Raw genomic sequence first — 20726 nt, 5'->3', positions numbered from 1 at the left:
GCGCTGGCACAGGCGGCACTGACTTACCGTTATGGTGACGAACATCAGCCCGTCACCACCGCCGACATTCTGACGCCACGACGCCGGGAGGATTACGGTAAGGACCTGTGGAGTGCTTATCAGACCATTCAGGAGAATATGCTGAAAGGCGGAATTTCAGGTCGTAGCGCTAAAGGAAAACGTATCCATACCCGTGCCATTCACAGCATTGACACTGACATTAAGCTCAACCGCGCATTGTGGGTGATGGCGGAAACGCTGCTGGAGAGCCTGCGCTGATTCAGCCATTACCCTGAAAACCACGCATTTATTTGTCCTTTAAGGAGTCATTTCATGAAAACCATTTCACATAATTCCACCACATCTTCTGTTTCCGTAACCGCTGCATCAGGGAATGACCAGCCTCAGCTGGTTGCCACCATAGTCCCTGATGAACAGCGCATCAGCTTCTGGCCGCAGCATTTTGGCCTCATTCCACAGTGGGTGACCCTGGAGCCCCGTATCTTCGGCTGGATGGACCGTCTTTGCGAAGACTACTGCGGTGGTATCTGGAATCTGTACACACTGAACAACGGTGGCGCATTTATAGCGCCCGAACCGGATGACGATGATGGCGAAACATGGGTACTGTTCAATGCCATGAACGGTAACCGCGCTGAAATGAGCCCGGAAGCCGCCGGCATTGCTGCCTGTCTGATGACGTACAGTCATCACGCCTGTCGTACGGAGTATTATGCCATGACGGTCCATTATTACCGGCTGCGGGATTACGCCCTGCAGCATCCGGAATGCAGCGCCATTATGCGCATCATCGACTGAATGGAGGCAGGGACAATGCAGCAGCTTTCCTTTCTGCCCGGAGAAATGACGCCCGGCGAGCGCAGTCTCATTCTGCGGGCTCTGAAAACCCTGGACCGCCATCTTCATGAACCCGGTGTGGCCTTCACCTCCACCCGTGCGGCACGGGAATGGCTGATTCTGAACATGGCGGGACTGGAGCGTGAAGAGTTCCGGGTGCTGTATCTGAACAACCAGAATCAGCTGATTGCCGGTGAAACCCTCTTCACCGGCACCATCAACCGCACGGAAGTCCATCCCCGTGAAGTGATTAAACGCGCCCTGTATCACAATGCCGCTGCTGTGGTGCTGGCACACAATCACCCGTCCGGTGAAGTCACACCCAGCAAGGCAGACCGCCTTATCACGGAACGTCTGGTACAGGCACTGGGCCTGGTGGATATCCGGGTGCCGGACCATCTGATAGTCGGTGGCAGCCAGGTTTTCTCCTTTGCCGAACATGGTCTGCTTTAACCCGTCACAACCACATCACACCTGTTTTCACTTTTATCTTCTGTCTTCAGAGGTATCCCACTATGAAAATCATCACCCGTGGCGAAGCCATGCGTATTCACCGTCAGCATCCGGCATCCCGTCTTTTTCCGTTCTGTACCGGCAAATACCGCTGGCACGGCAGTGCTGAAGCGTATACCGGTCGTGAAGTGCAGGATATTCCCGGTGTGCTGGCCGTGTTTGCAGAACGCCGTAAGGACAGTTTTGGTCCGTATGTCCGGCTGATGAGCGTCACCCTGAACTGATGTTCCGTCACCCGGAAAACGAGTACGACTGGCTGAGCTCAGACGCCGCTGTGGATGAGGTCCTGCTCATCAACGAATACACCTTTACCGAAGCCGGTCTGCGCGCCGGCTGACCCGTCATCGTTAAACTATCATTCACCGATTTTCTGTGAGGATTTTATCGTGTCAGACACACTTTCCGGGACAACGCATCCCGATGACAATGACGACCATCCCTGGTGGGGACTACCCTGCACAGTGACGCCCTGTTTCGGCGCCCGTCTGGTGCAGGAGGGTAACCGGTTGCATTACCTTGCCGACCGTGCCGGTATCAGAGGCCGGTTCAGCGATGCAGATGCGTACCACCTGGACCAGGCCTTTCCGCTGCTGATGAAACAACTGGAACTCATGCTCACCAGCGGTGAACTGAATCCCCGCCATCAGCATACCGTCACGCTGTATGCAAAAGGTCTGACCTGCAAAGCTGACACTCTCGGTAGCGGTGGTTACGTTTATCTGGCTGTTTATCCGACGCCCGAAACGAAAAAGTAAACCACCGGAATAACCTTCTGCTCCGGCCTGGTGCTTTCACCACGCCACTTTTCCATTTTTCATCTCTGCATATCAGGAAAACCTTCAGTATGAAAACATTACCCGATACACACGTACGGGAGGCATCGAGCTGCCCGTCTCCCGTCACCATCTGGCAGACTCTGCTCTCCCGACTACTGGGCCAGCATTACGGCCTTACACTGAATGACACACCGTTCGCCGATGAACGTGTGATTGAGCAGCATATTGAAGCTGGCATTTCACTGTGCGATGCAGTGAACTTTCTTGTTGAAAAATACGCACTGGTGCGTACCGACCAGCCGGAATTCAGTGCCTGTACCCGCTCTCAGTTAATAAACAGCATCGATATCCTCCGGGCTCGCCGGGCGACTGGCCTGATGACCCGCGACAATTACCGAACGGTAAATAACATTACCCTGGGTAAGTATCAGGAGGCGAAACGATGAAACTGGCCCTGACGCTGGAAGCTGACAGCGTTAACGTGCAGGCACTGAACATGGGGCGCATTGTCGTTGACGTCGATGGTGTTAATCTCACTGAACTGATTAATAACGTCGCTGAAAACGGTTATTCACTCCGTGTGGTGGAGGAATCCGACCAACAGTCAACCTGCACACCTCCGCCATTTGCAACCCTTGCCGGCATACGCTGCAGTACCGCACATATCACGGAAACGGACAACGCCTGGTTGTACTCGCTGTCACACCAGACCAGGGACGTTGGTGAATCAGAATGGATTCATTTTACAGGTACCGGTTATCTGTTACGTACTGATGCGTGGTCGTACCCGGTTCTGCGGCTTAAGCGCCTGGGCCTGTCAAAAACGTTCCGTCGTCTGGTTGTCACACTTACCCGACGTTATGGCGTCAGTCTCATTCATCTGGATGCCAACGCTGAATGCCTGCCGGGTTTACCCACTTTCGACTGGTAACCAGAAACAACATGAAATCATTAACCACGGAAACAGCGCTGGATATTCTGATTGCGTGGCTGCAGGACAATATCGACTGCGAATCGGGAATTATCTTTGACAACAATGAGGATAAAACGGATTCAGCAGCACTGTTGCCCTGTATCGAACAGGCCAGAGAGGATATCCGTACCCTGCGCCAACTGCAGCTTCAGCACCAGAACCGGTGAGTCTCACTCATCATCTCACTCACCAGACTTCATTCCACTGACGCCAGCCTGAACACGGCTGGCGTTTTCATTTATCTGCAAAAAGGAATATCGATTATGTCTGAAATCACAGTCTCCCGTCCGGAAGTGGTCAACGAGAATACGGACGTTATCTGCTCCACCTCAGTCAGGTCCAGGTCACTGGAATATGATAATTTTCCGGAAATCAGCGAAGCGAACATTCTGAGCACATTTGAACAACTGCACCAGAACAAAGATGAAGTGTTTGAACGGGGAGTGATCAACGTCTTCAAAGGGCTGAGCTGGGATTACAAAACCAACTCACCCTGTAAATTTGGCAGTAAAATTATCGTCAACAATCTGGTGAGATGGGACCAGTGGGGATTTCATCTTATCAGTGGAATGCAGGCAGATCGCCTGGCTGACCTGGAAAGAATGTTGCATCTGCTCAGCGGTAAACCGATCCCCGACAACCGAGGGAATATCACCATTAATCTGGATGACCACATACAGTCCGTTCAGGGTAAAGGACGCTATGAAGATGAGATGTTCATCATTAAATACTTTATAAGAAGGGTGGATCTGCACACATCACTTTCAAAAGGCTGGAGCTGATTGACAGAATTAACGATATAATAGCCAGGCACTTTCCTTCTGTGCTCTCAGCCTGACCCCGAGTTTGATTCCCTTTCGATATCAAAAGGGACTGCGGGTACAAAAGAGGGTACATATTTCACCAAACCAAACAAAATAAAATAATATCAACATGATAGAAGCATTCTTCGATTCCGAGTCCGGCACCACTATTCTAAAGAACCCGCCCACAAGGCGGGTTTTTGCTTTTGGATCTGGCAATAACCTTCACGAAAAAACTTAGCTTATAAGGGCTGGGGGAATTACTCTCGCCACGTTAACGAGAGTAATTTTATTGATATTAATCTCCTGATACTTACCCCCCTCCAAACTCCAGCCGCTGCACATTCACCATCCCAGGCTTCTCAGCAGCACTGACATCAATTTGTGTCACCCGCAGCGCATATTTTTCATCCAGTGCGTTTAACCATTTCAGAAGGTCATTAAACACCACAGGTTCTATCCAGACCTGGATATTCTCCCCGCGCTCGGCTATCCGCTTAATGACCACTGAATGCGCCGAAGCACTGTCGCTGATGACCCGCGATACCTGTGCTTGCGTTGTTGTGGCGGATTTTCGCGCCGCAATAATATCCGGCGCGGAGCTCTTCAGTCGCGCGTTCATCGCCACCAGCTGCTGCAACATCGTCTCCTGTTGCTCAATCCGTTCGCTCAACGGCTGCCAGATGAGAACGTAATATCCGGCGCTAAACAGGAACACTACCGCTGCCAGTAACATGCCTTTTTCACGCGGAGAACGCCCCGCCAGGTGTTGTGTCAGCCAGTGTTCGCCACGGCTTAACTGGCGTTCACGCCATTGCTGAAAATAGTGAATAAATTTATCGCGTAACATGTTATTTCCTCCGCAACGTTACGCCGCCGGAAACCGCATCACCCTCTTTCTGTAACGCGTCCTGTTGCACAACATAATCTGCCGCCAGCGCGCTACGCAGTTTGTCGAAACTGGCAAAGTTTGCGGCCCGCAACTGGAGATGAAGCGTCTGGCGTTTTTGATCAAAGGTGAAACCACGCATCTCTATGTCGGAAAGTGACGCTGATTTCAGGGTGCTGGCTATCGCTGACAACTCTGCGAGCAGCTGGGTATCGTCAGTCTGTGGGCGATATTTTTTCAACGCCATCGTCACCTGAGAGCGTAAATTCACAATCCGTTTTTGCTCCGGGAACAGCGTTAAGAACTGTTTCTCCGCCTGGGCGCGGCTTTGCGCCACCTGTTCGCTGACACTCCATAACGTCACGCCCCGTTCCACTGCCAGCGCAACCAGAATCAGCAATATCGGCAGAATCATCACCCGCCAGCGCGCCCACTGTTTTCGGTAGCTGACACGAGGATGCCACGGCCCTGTTAGCAGGTTCCCTTCAGGTTCGCCATAAGTGGTAACGGCTGGCAGGGCCGTCACTGTCAGACGTTCAGCGTCTGGGCCAGCCCATGCAGATAGCTCTTCCGGCGCGATTCCGACTACGGTCAGCGAAAGCGGTGACGCCTGCTCATTGAGCTGTGCGCGGAACATGACCGGGGCCAGCGCCCGCCCGGCGCTCCATCCACGACATTCATCGATGCGGCAAATAATTCGCTGTTCATCGCCAGCCATATAACCACAAGGAATGGACATCCAGTCCGGTGTAACGGTGGCGCGAGTAATGCCGTTTTCCTGCAACCACTGCGCAATGTTGCGCATATGCTGCTGGTGAATCACAGCTACGGTTGCCAGTTGCTGGTCGATTTTCAACGGGGCGAAATGCAGTTCATCGATATCCTGGTTCAGCTCTTCTTCCAGCAAGGCGGGCAGAATCGTCGGTATCTGCTTGCGAGGCACATCAGGCAGTTCAACCTGCCAGACGCTGATCCATTCGCCAGGAATGTAGAGTCGAATCGCATCAGTTTGCAGCCATTGCTGGAGCTGTTCGTTAGCAACGTCAGACCAGATACCGTGCTCCACGTCGGGTGTACGGCGCTGCCAACGGATGGGATCAGCGGCGCAAAGCGGGAAAAAAATCTCAAGGATGGAACTCACTCACTTTCTCCTGTCTGATGCCTGAGAACAGAAAAGTGTTGTGGGCCCATGCGGACAATTAACGAATTCATCGTCAGTTCAATCTCATTCACGGTGATATCTGAACGCAGCCAGAAGTAATTGCTGTCCACGCTCAGGACGGTTTTTAGCTGTTTTTTAGTACGCTCATCGACGTCAGCGAGTAGCGGCTGTGCGAGAAACTGATCGACATCTTCCCAGCCCTTCGCCGGACGTTGTTGTAATAACGCCCGCGCCTGAACAGGGCTTAACCACGGGTCAAACAGCGCCTCAAGAATCACACTTTGCGTGACGTCCAGGGTGTTGATGTTGATTTGCTGGCGGGTCATCGGCAGCGCACAGACCAGCGGTTTCAGTCTTTGATAAAGTCCGGCGTCCATTCCCTGTACCACGCGCATTTCGCTGATATCGGCCAGCGGTTGATTCGCGGCGTAGAACGGTACCGAACGGGCGAGATACTCGCTGTCTTCACGGCCCAGACGCGTCTGCACGCTGCGGTCCTCGTCAATAAATTCCCACAGGCTTTCGGCTATCAGTTCGGCCCGATAAGCAGGCACATCCAGGCGCGAGATCAGGGCAATCAGTTGTTGTACCGCGAGCGGACGCGACGCCGTTGTTGGTTGAGCAAGGGCATTCAGGTTAAAGCAGGCCTGAGCGTCACGCAGAGTGACGGCAATTTGCCCCTGCGGCAGTGGCAACAAACGAGGGCCGGAAGCCCACGGCTGCGCCAGATGCACGCGCTTTTCATTTTTCAGGCTCAGACTGAGTGCGCTCAGCGCGAGGCTTTCTGCACTGGCGCTATACCACAGCGCCTGCTGGTACTCCTGCTGGCTGCGCGTTCGCCCAAGTTGTTGCTGCATCCGCCCGGAAAGCGTGATGGTTACCAGCATCATGACCGCCAGCAATACCAGCACCACGACCAGTGCCATTCCGCGTTTTGGTGGTGAGGTGATCATGATAATTGCGGCCCGCGTAACAACCAGATGCGTTCAATCTCGCCCCATTGCGGCGAATGCAGAGTCATGCGCACTGCCACAGGGATCGCCTGCACTGATGACCAGGTTTCCTGCCAGCGAGTGCCGTCGTAAAACTGCAAACGAAGTGAATCCGCCGGAATCAACTTTTGCGTTGTTGGCTTCACGCTGCCTGCGGCATCTGTCAGCGGCCAGGCTAACCGTTCGAGATAACCGTCATGAATGCGGTAACCGACGGTGAGCAGATTACTGCGCGGCAGACGCATCAATGGATTAACCACACCGCCGCGCACAAAGCGTATTCCTTCACTCTCAGAGGCCAGCACGCCAGCGCCCGCCAGTAACGCAGGTTCTCGCTGACCCTGATCGCCTCTTACCGGACGCGGCATCATTTGTGTCAGATCGTGGGTCAGAAAACTCATCGTTTGCTGCATGAGGTTCAGTTTTTGATCGTGTCCGGCGACGGCGCTATTCACGCGTGTGACGCCGTTTGTCACCTGCTGTGCCATCAGTGCCAGCGAGGCAAAAATGGCGATTGCCACCAGCATTTCCAGTAACGTGAAACCAGCGCGAGTCCTTCTCACTGTTGGCCTCCCACAGCGCTAAACCAGGCGCGTCGTGACTGAATCACCGACGAAAAGTCTTCGTGACGGCTGACTTCAATATCCACCGCCTGGAGTAGCGCGTTACCTGTATTCAGAGGGATCGTTCGCCAGTACCAGCGGCTTCCTGCCATATCGCTCTCGCCCTGATGCCTGACCGCCCGTTGTTCGCGGGTCATCAGGTAAAGCAGCGCGGTCTGGTTTTCAGCTACCCAGCCCGCAACCGTTTTTTCCTCAAGAACGTGCTGATTACTCAGCGCGCCGCTGGCAATCTGTAACACCGCCGTGGCAGCCAGCGCAAAAATCGCCAGTGCGATCATCACTTCCAGCAAGGTAAATCCGCGCTTCATGGCATCCTCTCATCACATTGATTGAGGGATAACGCACCATCGTGCGCCAGTTTTACCGCCCAACATGCGTTTTGCGCCGCCGAGTAGAAGCGCAGCGTAAACGGCGCGGCGGGTTCAAAAGGCGAAAAACGGATCTGCGGCGTCTTCTTTTTCGCCTCTTTTTGCAGCTCCAGTTCAATATCGTGCAGCGTCAGGCGACGGCGTTGCAGCTCCAGCGCATACTCCTTCTGCCAGATATCACTTCCGGGTTGTAACAGCATTTGCACCTGTTTCGCCACCGTAACCTGTGCCGATAAGCGGGTCGCGGAAACGGGCAACCACTGCCCGTGACGACGCTGCATAAACTGATAACCAGGCGGGTCGATTAGCACACCGAGTGTTTGCCCTTCGATCACTGCCCTGTCCTTAAACTGCGCAAAGCGGGCCAGGAAATCCTGCGCCGCTTTTTTCGCAGGCGGCTCTGAAGCGGTCGCAAACGTCTGTACCACGCCCGCACTGGCAAGGCCGATAAGGAAAATCACCAGCATGATTTCCAGAAGTGTGAATCCGCGTTTGGGCACTGATTACTGAAACTCCTGCAAATTCCAGTTACCGATATCTGCGCCAGCACCTTCCCCGTTTTCCTGACCATCCGCCCCTAAGGTGTAAACATCAAACAGTCCTTTTTCACCCGGGCTGAGATACTGATAATCATTGCCCCACGGATCCTTTGGCAGCCGTTTGATGTATCCACCAGGACGGTAGTTGCGGGAGTCCGCCATATTGGCCGGTTGCTGGATCAGCGCCTCAAGCCCCTGTTCGGTGGTCGGATAACGCCCGTTATCCAGTCGATACATATCCAGCGCGTTCTCCAGCGCCACGATATCGCTGATGGCTTTTTGCCGATCTGCTTTCTCTTTGTTGCCCAAAAGGTTAGGCACCACCAGACTTGCCAGGACGCCAAGAATAACAATCACCACCATCACTTCCAGCAGGGTAAAACCTGCCCGTGGTTTTTGTGTGCGGGATAACGAATTCATGTGATAACTCCGTAAATTACATTCCAACCATATTGTTCAGTTGCAGCATCGGCTCGAGGATGGCGATGACGATAAACAGCACCACACCCGCCATCATCACCACCAGAGCAGGCTCAAACAGCCCCAACGCCAGCCCTACCTGGGTATCAAATTCCCGTTCCTGGTTGACTGCGGCCTGTTCAAGCATGGTTTCCAGCTCGCCACTCTGTTCGCCGGAGGCGATCATGTACAGCATCATCGGCGGAAACAGGCGCAACTCCGCTAGCGCAGCGCGTAGACTGCTTCCTTCGCGGACGCGATCTGCCGCCAGCAGCAGTTGTTGCTCGACATAGCGATTTGCCGACACGGCAGCGGCGGTCTGAATGCCTTCCAGTAGCGGAACAGTGCTGGCGGTGAGGATGCTTAACGTGCGGGAAAAACGCGCCGTATTCAGTCCGCGCGCAACACGCCCCGTCACGGGCAGGCGCAGCAAGGTTTTATCCCAGCGCAGGCGCATAGCAGGATTTTTGAGTAGCCGTTGTACCAGCACCAGAAATCCCAGAAGACCCGCCAGCCAGAAAACGCCGCTGGTCTGCAACGCGTCGCTCATGGCGATAAGAGCGCGGGTGGAGGCAGGCAGCGCGTGTCCGAGATGATCAAACTGTTCGATAATTTTCGGCACCACCGCAGTCAGCAAAATAGTGACCACGCCCGTTGCCACCACCAGCAGTACCAGCGGATAGAGCATGGCCTGCAGCAGGCGTGATTTCAGGCGCTGTCGCTGTTCGGTGTAATCCGCCAGGCGATTGAGTACCACGTCGAGATGCCCGGATTTTTCTCCGGCAGCCACCATCGAACAAAACAGGGAGTCAAAGACGCGGGGATGTTCGCGCAGGCTGTCCGACAGGGTGTAACCTTCCTGAATCCGGCTGCGTAGCGCCATTCCGAGGCTTTTTACATGCAGTTTTTCACTTTGCTCACTGACCGCCTGTAAGCAGGTTTCCAGCGGCATTGCTGCCTGCACCAGCGTTGCCAGTTGGCGAGTGAACAGCGCCAGATCTGCCGCCGCCACACGACGATGTGCGTGTCGCCGATGCTGCAACATTCCCCCTGACGAAGCATTCATCCGGGCTTCAATGTGCACGGGGATAAGCTTTTTACCGCGCAACAACTGGCGGGCATGACGCGCGGAATCCGCCTCAATCATGCCTTTGGTTTTGCGACCATTACGCTGTAACGCCTGATAGTAAAACAGTGCCATTACGCCTCCATCGTTACCCGCAGCACTTCATCGAGAGAGGTTTCTCCGGCAAGCACTTTCTCAATGCCGTTGCTGCGGATACCCGCAGAGTGTTGCCGGACATAACGTTCCAGCTCCAGTTCCCCGGCCTGACGGTGGATCAAATCACGCAATGTGGCGTCTACCACGATCAGCTCATGGATGGCAGTACGCCCGCGAAAACCTTTGTGATTACAGGCGGGGCAGCCCTGCGGATGGTACAGCGTGACGGCATGCGCATCGGTAATCCCCAGCAGGCGTTTTTCTTCATCAGTGGCAGGCGCGGGCTGGCGGCAGTCGGTGCACAGTGTGCGAACAAGTCGCTGCGCCATCACGCCCGTCAGGCTGGAAGAGAGCAGGAAAGGCTCAACGCCCATATCCTGCAAACGCGTGATCGCCCCCACCGCCGTGTTGGTATGCAGCGTGGAAAGTACCAGGTGTCCGGTCAATGACGCCTGGACGGCGATTTCTGCGGTTTCGGTATCGCGGATTTCACCGACCATCACCACATCCGGGTCCTGACGCAAAATCGCGCGCAGGCCACGGGCGAAGGTCATGCCGACGCGGGTGTTAACCTGTGTCTGACCGATCCCTTCAATCATGTATTCGATGGGGTCTTCAACCGTGAGAATGTTGCGCGAGTGGTTGTTCAGCTCCTGCAATCCGGCGTACAGCGTGGTGCTTTTGCCGGAACCTGTCGGCCCCGTCACAAGAAAGATGCCGTGCGGTTTGTGCAGTAGCTGGCGCAACTGCGCGGTCAGTTCATGGCTCAACCCCAGACGTTCCAGCGTCAGGCGGGCCTGGTTTTTGTCCAGCAGTCGCAGCACCACGCGCTCGCCCCAGGCGGAAGGCATGGTGGAGACACGCACGTCAATCGCCCGACCGCCCAGCAGCAGCGCAATGCGCCCATCCTGCGGTACGCGTTTTTCGGCGATATCCAGCCGTGCCATCACCTTAATACGCGATACCAGCAGCGAGGCCAGTTTGCGCCCCGGACGCAGCATTTCATGTAATGTGCCGTCAACGCGAAAACGGATCACCAGACTCTTTTCAAACGTCTCGATGTGGATATCCGAAGCGCCTTCTTTAATCGCCTCTGCCAGCATGGCGTTGATCAGTTTGATGATCGGCGCATCGTCGTCACTTTCCAGCAGATCTTCCGTTTCCGGCAGTTCTTCAGCGAGGGTAAAAAAGTCCTCGGCGGAACCGAGATCTTCCATCAGCTGGCGAGCTTCGGAAGAGTCCCGCTGCCAGACCGCATTCAGCCGCTGTTCAAATTCGGCTTCGTCGATTTGCCGCAGCGTAAAGGGCGCGTTCAGCCCCCGTTGCAGCTCCTGCAAAACAGAGAGCGACAACGGATGCACATGGAGGATCTCCAGCGACGCTTCGCACCATGCCACCAGGCTAAACCGGCGGCTGAAACTGTAGGGCAGACGCACGGTGTTAGCAGTGGTTTCCTGTGCTACAGGCACCATTAACGCGTTCTCCCGGCATTAAGGAACGCGCGAACTTCTGGCGGTAAGGCCTGATTTTGCGCTGGCAATATCGGCTGCGCGGTGTGCGGCATCAGGCTTAAGCCTTGCTCATCGCGATAGATCTGCTCGGCGCGCATATAGTTATATTTGCGCTGCGACACGCCGTCTGCAGCCATACCATCACGCAGAATGGTCGGGCGGATAAACACCATCAGGTTACGTTTTTCTTTTTTATCCGCCGTCGATTTAAACAGGTTACCAATCAATGGAATATCGCCCAGCAGCGGCACTTTCGCCACGCTTTCTCCCGCCTGGTCGTCCATCAAACCGCCAAGCACGATCAGCTCACCATCGTTAGCCAGCACGGTGGTTTTCAGTTTGCGCTCACCAAACACGACGTCGAGGCTGGTCTGTCCTTCCACCTTCGAGACTTCCTGCTCAATCACCATCTGTACCGCGTTTCCTTCGTTAATCTGCGGCGTGACTTTCAGCATGATGCCGACTTTTTTCCTTTCTACTGTATTGAAAGGATTGCTGTTATTGGAGCCAACGGTAGAGCCGGTTAATACCGGAACATCCTGACCCACCATGAAGAAGGCTTCCTGGTTGTCCAGCGTGGTGATGCTCGGCGTGGAGAGAACGTTCGAGCTGGAGTCGTTTTTAACCGCCTGTACCAGCGCCATCCAGTCGCCTTTCACCACACCAACCGCCGTACCGCTAAAGCCAGAAAGAAGCTGGGCGAGCGTGGAGAGATCGCCGTTGGTGTCCGGATTAATGGTGGTGGCGCCGTTTTCGCTGATCACCGTTGAACCTTTCTGTGGCTTCGCTGCAGAAATCGCCGCCCCCAGCGTGCCGATAGGGATCTGCGTACCGTTGGCAAACTGCATTAACCCGGCATCTTTTGACGCCCACTGCACACCGAAGTTGATATTGCTGCCTTCGGCAACTTCCACGATCAACGCCTCGACATGCACCTGAGCACGGCGAATATCCAGTTGTTCAATCACGCTTTGCAGCGACTGCATAATGTCCTGCGGCGCGGTGACAATCAGGGCATTACTGTGTTTACTGGCGGCAATGGAGACAACCTCACGCCCGCTACCAACCGTGCCTTCCGCCTCTTCTTTAGCCGCCGTGAGCGTGCCGCTGACCTGCTTCAGTACATCGACCAGATCTTCGGCTTTGCTGTATTTGAGATAGAACACCTGGCTGTTGCCGCTGCGCTCCATTTCTGAGTCCAGCCGACGGATCAGGCGGCGCATTTTGTCTCGCGTGGCAGGGTCACCACTGACAATCACGCTGTTGGTGCGTTCGTCGGCGACAATTTGAGATTTCAGCGTCGCAGGCTGGTTCTCGCCGCTGTTTTTAGTCAGGCTTTCCAGCACGCGGGCAATTTCCGAGGCCGAGGCGTTATCCAGCGGGATCACCTCTTCAGTGCGATTTCCCGCATGATCCACGCGCTGGATCACTTCTGTCAGCCGTTCCACGACGGAGGCGCGCCCGGTGAGCATAATCACGTTGGAGGGATCGTAATTAACAACGTTGCCTGAGCCTGCGCTGTCGATCATCTGGCGCAAAATCGGTGCCAGTTCGCGGACCGACACATTACGTACCGGCACTACTTTGGTGACCATTTCATCTCCCGCGTAGTTGTCGCTGCCTTCACCGACCAGCGGCAGCGGCTCAACTTTTGCGGCGCTGGATTTCACCACCTTCAGCACGTCGTTTTCCATCGGTACGACGGCATACCCCTGCGCTTCCAGCAGGTTAAGGAATAACTGGTAATACTGGCGTTCATTGAGCGGCGTCATAGTGCGAATACTCACTTTCCCCTGAACGCCCGGCCCCATAATGATGGTTTTATTAAGGTTAGCGCCGACGGTTTCGATGAACGATTTCAGGTCGGTATCTTTAAAATTAGCGGTGAAAGTGGCTTCTTCCGCCCAGACCGGTGAACTGCATAATACCGCTGCCAGCACCAGCGGCAGTAAACGCTTTTTTGTTTTGAGGCCAGTTGTCTTCTTACGCCAGACCGACAACGTAATATCACGCCAAAACACGATGAATGATTCTCCTGGATTAAATGCGGTTAGCGCAGCGCGATGGAAATGTCGTAGCGCGCACCCTTGCGTAAAACCGTAAGTTGAATGGAATCCATTGAAGGTAACTGCCGCATCAGAGCAATCATTGCTCGTGGATCAGTGAAATCCTGCTGATTGAGCGCAATGGCGATATCGCCTTCCTTGAAACCGCTGGCATCGAACAGAGAACGATCTGCCCCCGGCTTCACTGCATAACCGACAATTCCCTCCTTACGCACAGGCGTAAGCTGGATATAGTTAAAAATTTTCTGCGGATCTTTCGCCAGTGCCTGACGCACGGCAGCCGGGATCTCAACGGGCGCACTGGCAGCAGGCTCAGCAACAGCTTGCTTTGCTTCGTCACTGACGGCTTTTTTGTTGGTCACGGCTACGGTGGAACGCTCCTCTTCTGCCAGACTGAGCCGCTCTATTTTTCCCTGATAGCGCAGCATCACATGGTCGCGGTTGATTTCCTCAATCACTGCGTTGTGAGAGCCAAGCCGTTCACCCTGCAAATAGACCTGCTGTTTGCCACCTTCTTCAATAACCGCGCCGGGTCTGGCACCAAAGGCGATCCCGCGCAGCACCACATTAAGACGCGTTTCTGCTACAGGTTCAGGTTGCTTTACCGGTGTGGCGACGCGCTGATATTTACCAAACCAGTTTTGCTGGCTGATTAATTGCACATCTTTTTTATCGAACGTTTTTACATCCGCATGGGGCTGTTTATTCACCCATTGAGAAACCGCCGTATATTCCGCAGAAAAGGAGAAATAGCGCCAGAGTGAATACGCCATTTTTGCAGAAATAATAAGCAGCATCAGCCAGAACATCGCGCGTACAATTTTGCGAAGATGCTCTTTGTTTGTATTAAGAGATTGTCTCTGGTTAAGAGTGTGACGAATTTTAGTCAGCCATTGAATGAGATAAATTCGTGCGTCACGAAAAACAACCCGCGCCAATTTATATACCCGACGTTATGCTTTGACTATTCCACAAGTAGTGCGATCCAGTTTCCGCTGATACTGGTTACCTGTACGTGTATCATTAATCGTTATGCTGTAATTAATTCCCTCGGTGATCATTAATTTCACCGTTGGGTCAGCACACATTTGTCGTTGGTAGCTGGTTAAAAAGGCATCAGGCGTCTGCGTGGTCTGAGTACCCGCTTCGCTGATAATGGTCATTTTTACCGTCGTGCCGCTACTTTGTGCCAGCACTAAGGTATAACCCGCAGATTTAATCGGCAGGTTTTGGCTGATATTTTGCGCCTGTTTTTTCGCCAGTAAACTGGCATTTTCATTATGGCTGACGCAGCCACTTAATAATCCTGTAACGCTCAACAATAGCGATATTAATACCCTCCCTGGCATCTGTTTTATCGACATGGTTAATAATCTCTAAGGTTATTAATAAGAGTAAAAATGTCACTTCGATAATGACGTGTTTATCATTAAAACAATGCCTGTAGATAAAGTGTTGCTATACCGCCCAGACTTAAACACGGTCCAAAAGGCAGTGTGGTTGATCCTCTTTTTGTAATAACGGCATATATCAGGCCGCAGCATGAGGCAATTAAAGCCACATTGGGCAGCGACAACGCGCCCACCCAGCCACCTAACGCGGCGAAGAGTAATACATCGCCCATGCCTAATGCTTCTTTACGCAGAACTATTCCGGCTATCCAGCGCAGGGAGTAAAAAGTGATAAATCCCACCAGGACGCCGGTAACTGAGTCTTGTAGCGTTAACGGACTCTGTTGCGCCCATGCCGCAATCAGTCCTGTCCACAATACGCCCTGAGTAAAAACATCGGGCAGCCATTGGTTATCAAGGTCGATGATGCTCGCGGCAATAAGCCAGGCGGATAATATCATCACCGCCAGCCCCCATCCACTTTCCGGCCAGACCAGACTCGCCAGCAAAAAAGCGAGTGCTGTCAATAACTCCACCAGCGGATAACGCTTGCTGATTTTCGCCTGACAATCACGGCAGCGCCCTTTGAGCATCAGCCAGGAGAGCAGCGGAATATTGTCACGTATCCGGATGGTCTGCTGACAATGTGGGCAGTGCGAGCGCGGTAGCGCAAGGCTTATTTTTGACTGCGTACTCGGCATTTCACCGTGAAACTCCGCCATTTGTTGGCGCAGCATGATGGGGTAACGCCAAATCACCACATTCAAAAAACTGCCGATGATCAATCCTCCGACGGTTGCCAGTATGGGCATCGCCGCAGGGTATTGCTGAAAAACATCAAAAAGCATGGTTAAAGGTTGTTTGTTGTAACTTGCCGGATGTGGGCCTGCAGGTGTATGCCATACGGCTTTCCTCCAGGCCCGATAAGCTTGCGCATCGGGCATATGTGTTGACCCGGTGCGCCTTATATCATGCCGGATGCGGCGCGAGCGCCTTATCCGGCCTACGGGCTTACTCGGCAGACATCTTATGCTCGGTAACCTGATTAATGGTTTCCGGCCCTTGTTCCGGTTTCGGCAGGTGCAGCGCTGCGAGCGTGTTGTAAGCCGACTGGCTCACTCCGCCCTCGAAGCTCATCTCGCTTGCCCCCGGAAGCTGGTAAGCATTCGCACCCGGATTCCACTTCTTAAAGAACTCCGAAAGATCCGTCTGGGCGACCCAGGATGCACACAGCATCAGCGTGTCCGCTGCGTTACCGTTGGATTCAGCACAGTAATTTCTTTCGCCAAACTTGGTGTTACCAACCTCATCGCCGCGCGCTTTACGGTGCATCAACTGGAACAGGTTCCAGCCTTTCATCCCTTCACGATCGCTGTAGAACTTAGGCAGGTCACCTTCTGGATACCACTGTTTGATATCAAAGTTTTTCTCTGCCCACTCCTTCAGCTGCGCGTACATCAGCAGACGGTCACCCGCACCGCCGCGTGCCCATGCCTGGTTGTTGCTCTCCTCCAGATATTCCGGTGCGACGGTAATATCGTCAGCGACACGGTTCATCTTGCCGCGATAGCGATCCTGCATGTACAGCGCCAGCACGTTGTTCGCCACTTCGGTCGCGCCCGGTACAGTCAACGGCGTTTCGGCGGCGTTATGCCCTACTTCATGCCAGATCAACCAGTCGTTCAGCGGCGTCGTCGGCAGCGTGGTGCTGTTCGTCGAGAAGCTGCTGTTCATTACCGGATAACCCGAATGCGCATCACCGATGGAGATCTGCACATCGTTGGCGAAACGATGTTTATGCCCCGTCAAGTTTTTATAGGTAAACATCCGGTGGTTACCGCTTTCGCTATCACGGCCATAGAAGTCATTCATCGAGCTGGCAAAGGTATCCAGATCTTTAGCGAATTGCTCCAGTCCGCCAGTGTAATTGCTGGCATTCAGATTCTTCTTCGGCGTGGTGTAGATGAAAGCGTCTGACTCCAGCTCGCCCAGCGGCGCAGGGGAGTTCAGATCGTGTTGCCACTTACCGTCTTTATAGAACGGCGCTTTTACTACACCAGTAAAGGTGAAGGTGGCAGATTCATTGTCGTTGCTGTCGCCTTTGATATAAATCAGGCCACCGTAAGGCACCTTGAACGTCAATTCACCGTTAGCCGCCAGAGAATAGGTTTTAGTGACTCTTGGCGGACGGTTCAGCGCAACTTCATGCTTCTCACGTCCGGTCAGGTCGTCAGCCAGTGCCACGGTAACAGTCACTGGGACTGACGCCGAAGACTTAATGGTGACCTCTTTCTGAGCCGGAGCCCACAGACCAGTAGACTGCATGTTACCCGCAAACCATTTGGTCGGGTTCGAGTACAGGCTGATGGTTTCAGTAACGTTCTGCCCCTCTTCCGATACGGCTCCCGGGTACTTCTCGACATCAACTTTAATGTTCAGATCCCACCAGGAACGGCCCAGCATCAGGCGCGTCAGCGGTTTTTCCATATAGTTGAGCGGGTAGCTCGGGTTCATCATGCCCGCTTTGGCAGTATTATCTCCGTAGATCATCTTGTTATCGATCAGCGATTGTTTCAGCTCTGCGGAGCACTGCGTGCCACCATCGTAAGCATCGTTAGCGTAGCAGTTCAGGAACTCGGTGAACGTTTTAAAGCCCAGCTCGTCATTTTTGCCTTCTTCATAACGATAAGCCGTATCGTTCCACAGCCAGACTGACATGTTCTGGTACAGACGCTCCAGATCGACGCTGTTCAGACGCTCACCTTTACTGCCTTTAGTACGGAAATAAAGCTCATGCTGATACAGGCGCTGAATGTTGGTGCCTAAATCCGCAGCCTGCACCATCGCTTTCGCCGTGTTGGCGTCAAGATTCAGTTGCGTATAGCGCGGAACATACATGCCACCAGTAACCGGAACCCCCGTGCCAGGACGATATTCCAGGCAGTTGACCTCATAGTGGTATGCCGAGTCCTTACACTCCTGTAATCCAGGAAACTTCTCAAAGATTTTTGCCTTTGCAGCCTCCAGAGACTCTTTGGTTTTAAACTCCGCCTCATCAATAAAGGCATAGCGCGTTTCCTGTTTGCCATCTACATCTTCCAGCCAGCTGGCAACTTCCAGTTTCGGTTTGTCATCAGGTTTGTTATCTACCTGATATTTCCACTTAACTTCCCCTGTCTCGCTATCGATGGAGTATGGCAACGCACCGTCTACGGCAGGATAACGTTCATAGACCCAAATGCCCGTTGCGCGCTGCTGACGAACGCGGTTCGGATACCCTTGAGGATCATTATTCACCACCGACTTGTTCAGTGCCATTGACAGGCCTGCGGCATCAAGCAGGCGCACAAAGCCAGACGCGCTCTCTTCCTTAAGATTGCTCATCACGTTTTCCATGATCAGCACCGAACCGCCTTTGTCCAGATAGGCTATCAGATCGGTCACATCCTGCTGGCTCAGCTTCGGTTTGCTGGTATCTGCACGTAGAGGCACTGCATAGGGATCACCAGACCACTGAGTCACATATTCAAAGCCGTTGAGGATCAGCAACGGAACTTCTTCCGGATTCAGATCGCCATAGCTGGTCAAATGTTTAACAGAAATACCTGCGAAATCCGGATGGAAGCCAAACGCAGCACGGCTCCCCGTAACCTGGCCATGATTTTTGAAATAAACGTTTTCCAGGTTCGTACCCACGGTCATTGTGCTCTTGGTATTTGGCTGCCAGATGTCGTTTGACAGATAGCGCAGTACGTTCTGCATGAAGTGCTTCATGTCATCTGAATCACCGCTGAGCGTACACTCACCTTTATCATTAACACCACCGGCCCAGCTGTAACCATTCGGGCAACGCAAAATGCTGTTGTAGTGCGGGTTACCGATAACCATCAGTTTGCCCTCACCGACTTGCCCCAGCGAAATAAACGGCAGATTGAAGGTGGCGGTATCGCGCGTAACGTTCTCTGGCTGCACAATGGAAGGCGCTTCCGTAATGTACGCCAGCTCGTTTTTATCCCAGGCGCGTTTTTCGCCAAACGCCAGCCAGTAGTTTTTATCATTACGCGCCATCAGAATCGGGAATGCCGCGTTGGAGATATTCACCACCGCCTGACCGCGCGCATTTCCCGTGCTGCCATAGAAGTTGGTAGAGTCATGGAATACATGGAACTTGCTGACAGACTGGTAGTTCGTATCCACGCCCCACAGCTTGTTGATAACGCCCTGAATCTGGCCGTCATTAACATTGCGCGTCGTCAGCGAGAACCAGCGAGCCTCGTTACAACCGTCGGTTTTCGCACAAATCGCGGTATCGATCTCTTTGGCCTGACCCGTCTTAAACTGCTCGATAAATTCGTTAGGCAGCACAACGTTTTGATCGCCTTCATCCAGCGTCGCGCCATTGGATAACGAGAGATTGATAATCTCGTTGATGACGTTGGGATATTCGGCAAAGATCTTGCGTACATCGTCCGGAACAACACGGGTATTATTTTGTCCGGCTTTCGAATAGCGGTGGATAAGCTGATCAACATTCGCGCCGTGAACTTCATCACCCAATTCAGTCAGCGCAATAGTCGACTTATTGCCGCGTACTGAGCCCAGTTCAAAGGTATCGATACCAAAGGAGATGGTTTCGCCCCAGCTAAAGGAGAATTTACCGTTTTCGTCAGTTACGCCACGGCCTGAATTGGTGTAGTAGTCTACGCCAGCAACACCGTTCCCCAGGCTATCCACCAGATGGCCTTCGGAAAGAATGATTTCAGTTGGTTGATACTGATAAAACTGTTCCGCGTTAGCCGACACGAAGGACGCGTTCAGATCCGGTTTTGTTCCCTCTGTCGTGACTGGCACTACCGTTGAGGTATGGGTGGACGGCGCTTTATCAGTCGCAGCATTGTTTTCCACCTCTTCATTGACCAGCTTGCTGAAATCGTTTGTTGCCAGATCAATTTGCTTATACAGTTTTTCAAAACGCGCGCGATCAACCACTGACGAGAAAGTAAGACAAAGCTGTTCTGCATCTGCGGGGCAACTGTCGCTGGACGTCACCAGAGAGATGGCGTTGGTTTTCTTATTTGCAGAATCCGCCAGCTCCTGCGCGTCCTCAAGGCTAAACGACACTTTGTCAACCGCACGCAGGCTACGCGCAGTCTCTGACTGGGTGTTGAATGTTGCAATGGTCGTACTGCCCACCACACAACTCACGGTATTGCCTGGCGTAAAGGTAAAGCCGTCGCTGGATTCACCATTACAGGTAGCACCAGTTACCCGCTGGCTTCCGCCCAGGGTCAGATACCCCGTTTTCGTAGGAACAGGTTCTGGCTCCGGTTCTGGTGTCGGCTCTGGATCGGGTGTCGGGTCTGGTGTAGGTTCTGGGTCCGGCGTCGGCTCAGGTGTCGGTTCCGGGGTTGGTATTGGATCGGGTTTCACTTCCGGCAAAGTCCCTGCTCCAGAATCTACAGACGGCGTATCGGAGGACGATCCTGAACCACCGCCATCACAACCGGTTAATAAGGTTGCGCTTAAAATAGCCGCTAAAAGCGATTTTTTATATTTAAATTTCTTATTCATTAATAACGCA

22 protein-coding genes and 1 pseudogene are annotated in these 20726 nt (G+C 53.4%); 9 read left to right on the top strand and 14 right to left on the bottom strand.

The window, feature by feature from the left end:
- The 9 genes and pseudogenes from BEB54_RS14065 to BEB54_RS14025 all read left to right on the top strand — a co-directional run.
- A partial coding sequence (locus BEB54_RS14065) for a DUF932 domain-containing protein (RefSeq protein WP_049069913.1) occupies nucleotides 1–279 on the top strand: 279 nt, incomplete at its 5' end.
- Between the two features lie 54 nt (nucleotides 280–333).
- On the top strand, nucleotides 334–819 hold the full coding sequence (locus BEB54_RS14060) for an antirestriction protein (RefSeq protein ID WP_000849570.1): 486 nt from the start codon (nucleotides 334–336) through the stop codon (nucleotides 817–819).
- Between the two features lie 15 nt (nucleotides 820–834).
- A complete protein-coding gene (locus tag BEB54_RS14055; RefSeq protein WP_001186727.1) occupies nucleotides 835–1311 on the top strand; it encodes a JAB domain-containing protein in 477 nt (158 codons plus the stop codon).
- Nucleotides 1312–1373: 62 nt separating this feature from the next.
- Nucleotides 1374–1595 carry a DUF987 domain-containing protein gene (locus BEB54_RS14050; RefSeq protein ID WP_000692345.1) on the top strand — a complete coding sequence of 74 codons (222 nt, stop codon included), beginning with the start codon at nucleotides 1374–1376 and terminating at the stop codon, nucleotides 1593–1595.
- 162 nt (nucleotides 1596–1757) lie between these two features.
- A complete protein-coding gene (locus tag BEB54_RS14045; RefSeq protein WP_001339471.1) occupies nucleotides 1758–2126 on the top strand; it encodes a type IV toxin-antitoxin system YeeU family antitoxin in 369 nt (122 codons plus the stop codon).
- Nucleotides 2127–2215: 89 nt separating this feature from the next.
- Nucleotides 2216–2593, top strand: coding sequence for a TA system toxin CbtA family protein (locus tag BEB54_RS14040; RefSeq protein WP_000854748.1), 378 nt, complete (start codon nucleotides 2216–2218; stop codon nucleotides 2591–2593).
- Nucleotides 2590–3078: a DUF5983 family protein gene (locus BEB54_RS14035; protein ID WP_000761721.1), complete on the top strand. Its 489-nt coding sequence runs from the start codon at nucleotides 2590–2592 to the stop codon at nucleotides 3076–3078. The genes BEB54_RS14040 and BEB54_RS14035 overlap by 4 nt, the downstream gene beginning before the upstream one ends.
- Nucleotides 3079–3089: 11 nt before the next feature.
- Nucleotides 3090–3287 carry a DUF957 domain-containing protein gene (locus BEB54_RS14030; RefSeq protein WP_000839281.1) on the top strand — a complete coding sequence of 66 codons (198 nt, stop codon included), beginning with the start codon at nucleotides 3090–3092 and terminating at the stop codon, nucleotides 3285–3287.
- A gap of 96 nt (nucleotides 3288–3383) precedes the next feature.
- Nucleotides 3384–3958, top strand: a pseudogene (locus BEB54_RS14025) (DUF4942 domain-containing protein).
- A 278-nt stretch (nucleotides 3959–4236) separates the two neighbouring features.
- On the opposite strand, the gene yghD reads toward BEB54_RS14025, so the two are convergent.
- From yghD to sslE, 14 genes are all read right to left on the bottom strand, one after another.
- A complete protein-coding gene (gene yghD / locus BEB54_RS14020) occupies nucleotides 4237–4773 on the bottom strand; it encodes a GspM family type II secretion system protein YghD (protein WP_105276735.1) in 537 nt (178 codons plus the stop codon).
- 1 nt (nucleotide 4774) lies between these two features.
- A complete protein-coding gene (gspL, locus tag BEB54_RS14015) occupies nucleotides 4775–5953 on the bottom strand; it encodes a type II secretion system protein GspL (protein WP_105276736.1) in 1179 nt (392 codons plus the stop codon).
- A complete protein-coding gene (gene gspK, locus BEB54_RS14010; RefSeq protein WP_105276737.1) occupies nucleotides 5950–6927 on the bottom strand; it encodes a type II secretion system minor pseudopilin GspK in 978 nt (325 codons plus the stop codon). The genes gspL and gspK overlap by 4 nt, the downstream gene beginning before the upstream one ends.
- Complete coding sequence (gspJ, locus tag BEB54_RS14005; RefSeq protein WP_001255038.1) at nucleotides 6924–7529, bottom strand: type II secretion system minor pseudopilin GspJ; 606 nt, start codon at nucleotides 7527–7529, stop codon at nucleotides 6924–6926. Before gspJ ends, gspK begins: the two co-directional genes overlap by 4 nt.
- Nucleotides 7526–7897, bottom strand: a complete 372-nt coding sequence (gene gspI / locus BEB54_RS14000; protein WP_105276738.1) for a type II secretion system minor pseudopilin GspI — start codon at nucleotides 7895–7897, stop codon at nucleotides 7526–7528. The genes gspJ and gspI overlap by 4 nt, the downstream gene beginning before the upstream one ends.
- Nucleotides 7894–8457, bottom strand: a complete 564-nt coding sequence (gene gspH / locus BEB54_RS13995; protein ID WP_105276739.1) for a type II secretion system minor pseudopilin GspH — start codon at nucleotides 8455–8457, stop codon at nucleotides 7894–7896. The genes gspI and gspH overlap by 4 nt, the downstream gene beginning before the upstream one ends.
- 3 nt (nucleotides 8458–8460) lie before the next feature.
- Nucleotides 8461–8916 carry a type II secretion system major pseudopilin GspG gene (gspG, locus tag BEB54_RS13990; protein WP_001087291.1) on the bottom strand — a complete coding sequence of 152 codons (456 nt, stop codon included), beginning with the start codon at nucleotides 8914–8916 and terminating at the stop codon, nucleotides 8461–8463.
- Nucleotides 8917–8932: 16 nt separating this feature from the next.
- The gene (gene gspF, locus BEB54_RS13985; protein WP_105276740.1) at nucleotides 8933–10156 is read right to left on the bottom strand and encodes a type II secretion system inner membrane protein GspF; all 1224 of its coding nucleotides are present in this window, start codon (nucleotides 10154–10156) and stop codon (nucleotides 8933–8935) included.
- Nucleotides 10156–11649 (bottom strand): type II secretion system ATPase GspE, encoded by a 1494-nt coding sequence (gene gspE, locus BEB54_RS13980; protein ID WP_105276741.1) that lies wholly within the window; start codon nucleotides 11647–11649, stop codon nucleotides 10156–10158. Before gspE ends, gspF begins: the two co-directional genes overlap by 1 nt.
- The gene (gene gspD, locus BEB54_RS13975) at nucleotides 11649–13709 is read right to left on the bottom strand and encodes a type II secretion system secretin GspD (protein WP_105276742.1); all 2061 of its coding nucleotides are present in this window, start codon (nucleotides 13707–13709) and stop codon (nucleotides 11649–11651) included. Before gspD ends, gspE begins: the two co-directional genes overlap by 1 nt.
- 29 nt (nucleotides 13710–13738) lie before the next feature.
- Nucleotides 13739–14692: a type II secretion system protein GspC gene (gene gspC / locus BEB54_RS13970; protein ID WP_105276743.1), complete on the bottom strand. Its 954-nt coding sequence runs from the start codon at nucleotides 14690–14692 to the stop codon at nucleotides 13739–13741.
- 15 nt (nucleotides 14693–14707) lie between these two features.
- Nucleotides 14708–15118 carry a type II secretion system pilot lipoprotein GspS-beta gene (gene gspS2, locus BEB54_RS13965; RefSeq protein ID WP_105276744.1) on the bottom strand — a complete coding sequence of 137 codons (411 nt, stop codon included), beginning with the start codon at nucleotides 15116–15118 and terminating at the stop codon, nucleotides 14708–14710.
- 65 nt (nucleotides 15119–15183) lie between these two features.
- On the bottom strand, nucleotides 15184–15993 hold the full coding sequence (pppA, locus tag BEB54_RS13960; protein ID WP_105276823.1) for a prepilin peptidase PppA: 810 nt from the start codon (nucleotides 15991–15993) through the stop codon (nucleotides 15184–15186).
- Nucleotides 15994–16156: 163 nt separating this feature from the next.
- Nucleotides 16157–20716 carry a lipoprotein metalloprotease SslE gene (gene sslE, locus BEB54_RS13950; protein ID WP_105276745.1) on the bottom strand — a complete coding sequence of 1520 codons (4560 nt, stop codon included), beginning with the start codon at nucleotides 20714–20716 and terminating at the stop codon, nucleotides 16157–16159.
- Between the last annotated feature and the right edge of the window lie 10 nt (nucleotides 20717–20726).

The organism is Escherichia sp. MOD1-EC6021 (assembly GCF_002965245.1).
Lineage (GTDB): Bacteria > Pseudomonadota > Gammaproteobacteria > Enterobacterales > Enterobacteriaceae > Escherichia > Escherichia coli_F.
This window is presented reverse-complemented; position numbering and strand designations above follow the sequence as displayed.

Excerpts from the sequence above, each read along its gene's own strand:
- BEB54_RS14060 (WP_000849570.1), top strand. The coding sequence starts at position 334 with ATGAAAACCATTTCACATAATTCCACCACATCTTCTGTTTCCGTAACC.
- BEB54_RS14055 (WP_001186727.1), top strand. The coding sequence starts at position 835 with ATGCAGCAGCTTTCCTTTCTGCCCGGAGAAATGACGCCCGGCGAGCGC.
- BEB54_RS14050 (WP_000692345.1), top strand. The coding sequence starts at position 1,374 with ATGAAAATCATCACCCGTGGCGAAGCCATGCGTATTCACCGTCAGCAT.
- BEB54_RS14040 (WP_000854748.1), top strand. The coding sequence starts at position 2,216 with ATGAAAACATTACCCGATACACACGTACGGGAGGCATCGAGCTGCCCG.
- BEB54_RS14035 (WP_000761721.1), top strand. The coding sequence starts at position 2,590 with ATGAAACTGGCCCTGACGCTGGAAGCTGACAGCGTTAACGTGCAGGCA.
- BEB54_RS14030 (WP_000839281.1), top strand. The coding sequence starts at position 3,090 with ATGAAATCATTAACCACGGAAACAGCGCTGGATATTCTGATTGCGTGG.
- yghD (WP_105276735.1), bottom strand. The coding sequence starts at position 4,773 with ATGTTACGCGATAAATTTATTCACTATTTTCAGCAATGGCGTGAACGC.
- gspK (WP_105276737.1), bottom strand. The coding sequence starts at position 6,927 with ATGATCACCTCACCACCAAAACGCGGAATGGCACTGGTCGTGGTGCTG.
- gspI (WP_105276738.1), bottom strand. The coding sequence starts at position 7,897 with ATGAAGCGCGGATTTACCTTGCTGGAAGTGATGATCGCACTGGCGATT.
- gspG (WP_001087291.1), bottom strand. The coding sequence starts at position 8,916 with ATGAATTCGTTATCCCGCACACAAAAACCACGGGCAGGTTTTACCCTG.
- gspF (WP_105276740.1), bottom strand. The coding sequence starts at position 10,156 with ATGGCACTGTTTTACTATCAGGCGTTACAGCGTAATGGTCGCAAAACC.
- gspE (WP_105276741.1), bottom strand. The coding sequence starts at position 11,649 with ATGGTGCCTGTAGCACAGGAAACCACTGCTAACACCGTGCGTCTGCCC.
- gspS2 (WP_105276744.1), bottom strand. The coding sequence starts at position 15,118 with ATGTCGATAAAACAGATGCCAGGGAGGGTATTAATATCGCTATTGTTG.
- pppA (WP_105276823.1), bottom strand. The coding sequence starts at position 15,993 with ATGCTTTTTGATGTTTTTCAGCAATACCCTGCGGCGATGCCCATACTG.
- sslE (WP_105276745.1), bottom strand. The coding sequence starts at position 20,716 with ATGAATAAGAAATTTAAATATAAAAAATCGCTTTTAGCGGCTATTTTA.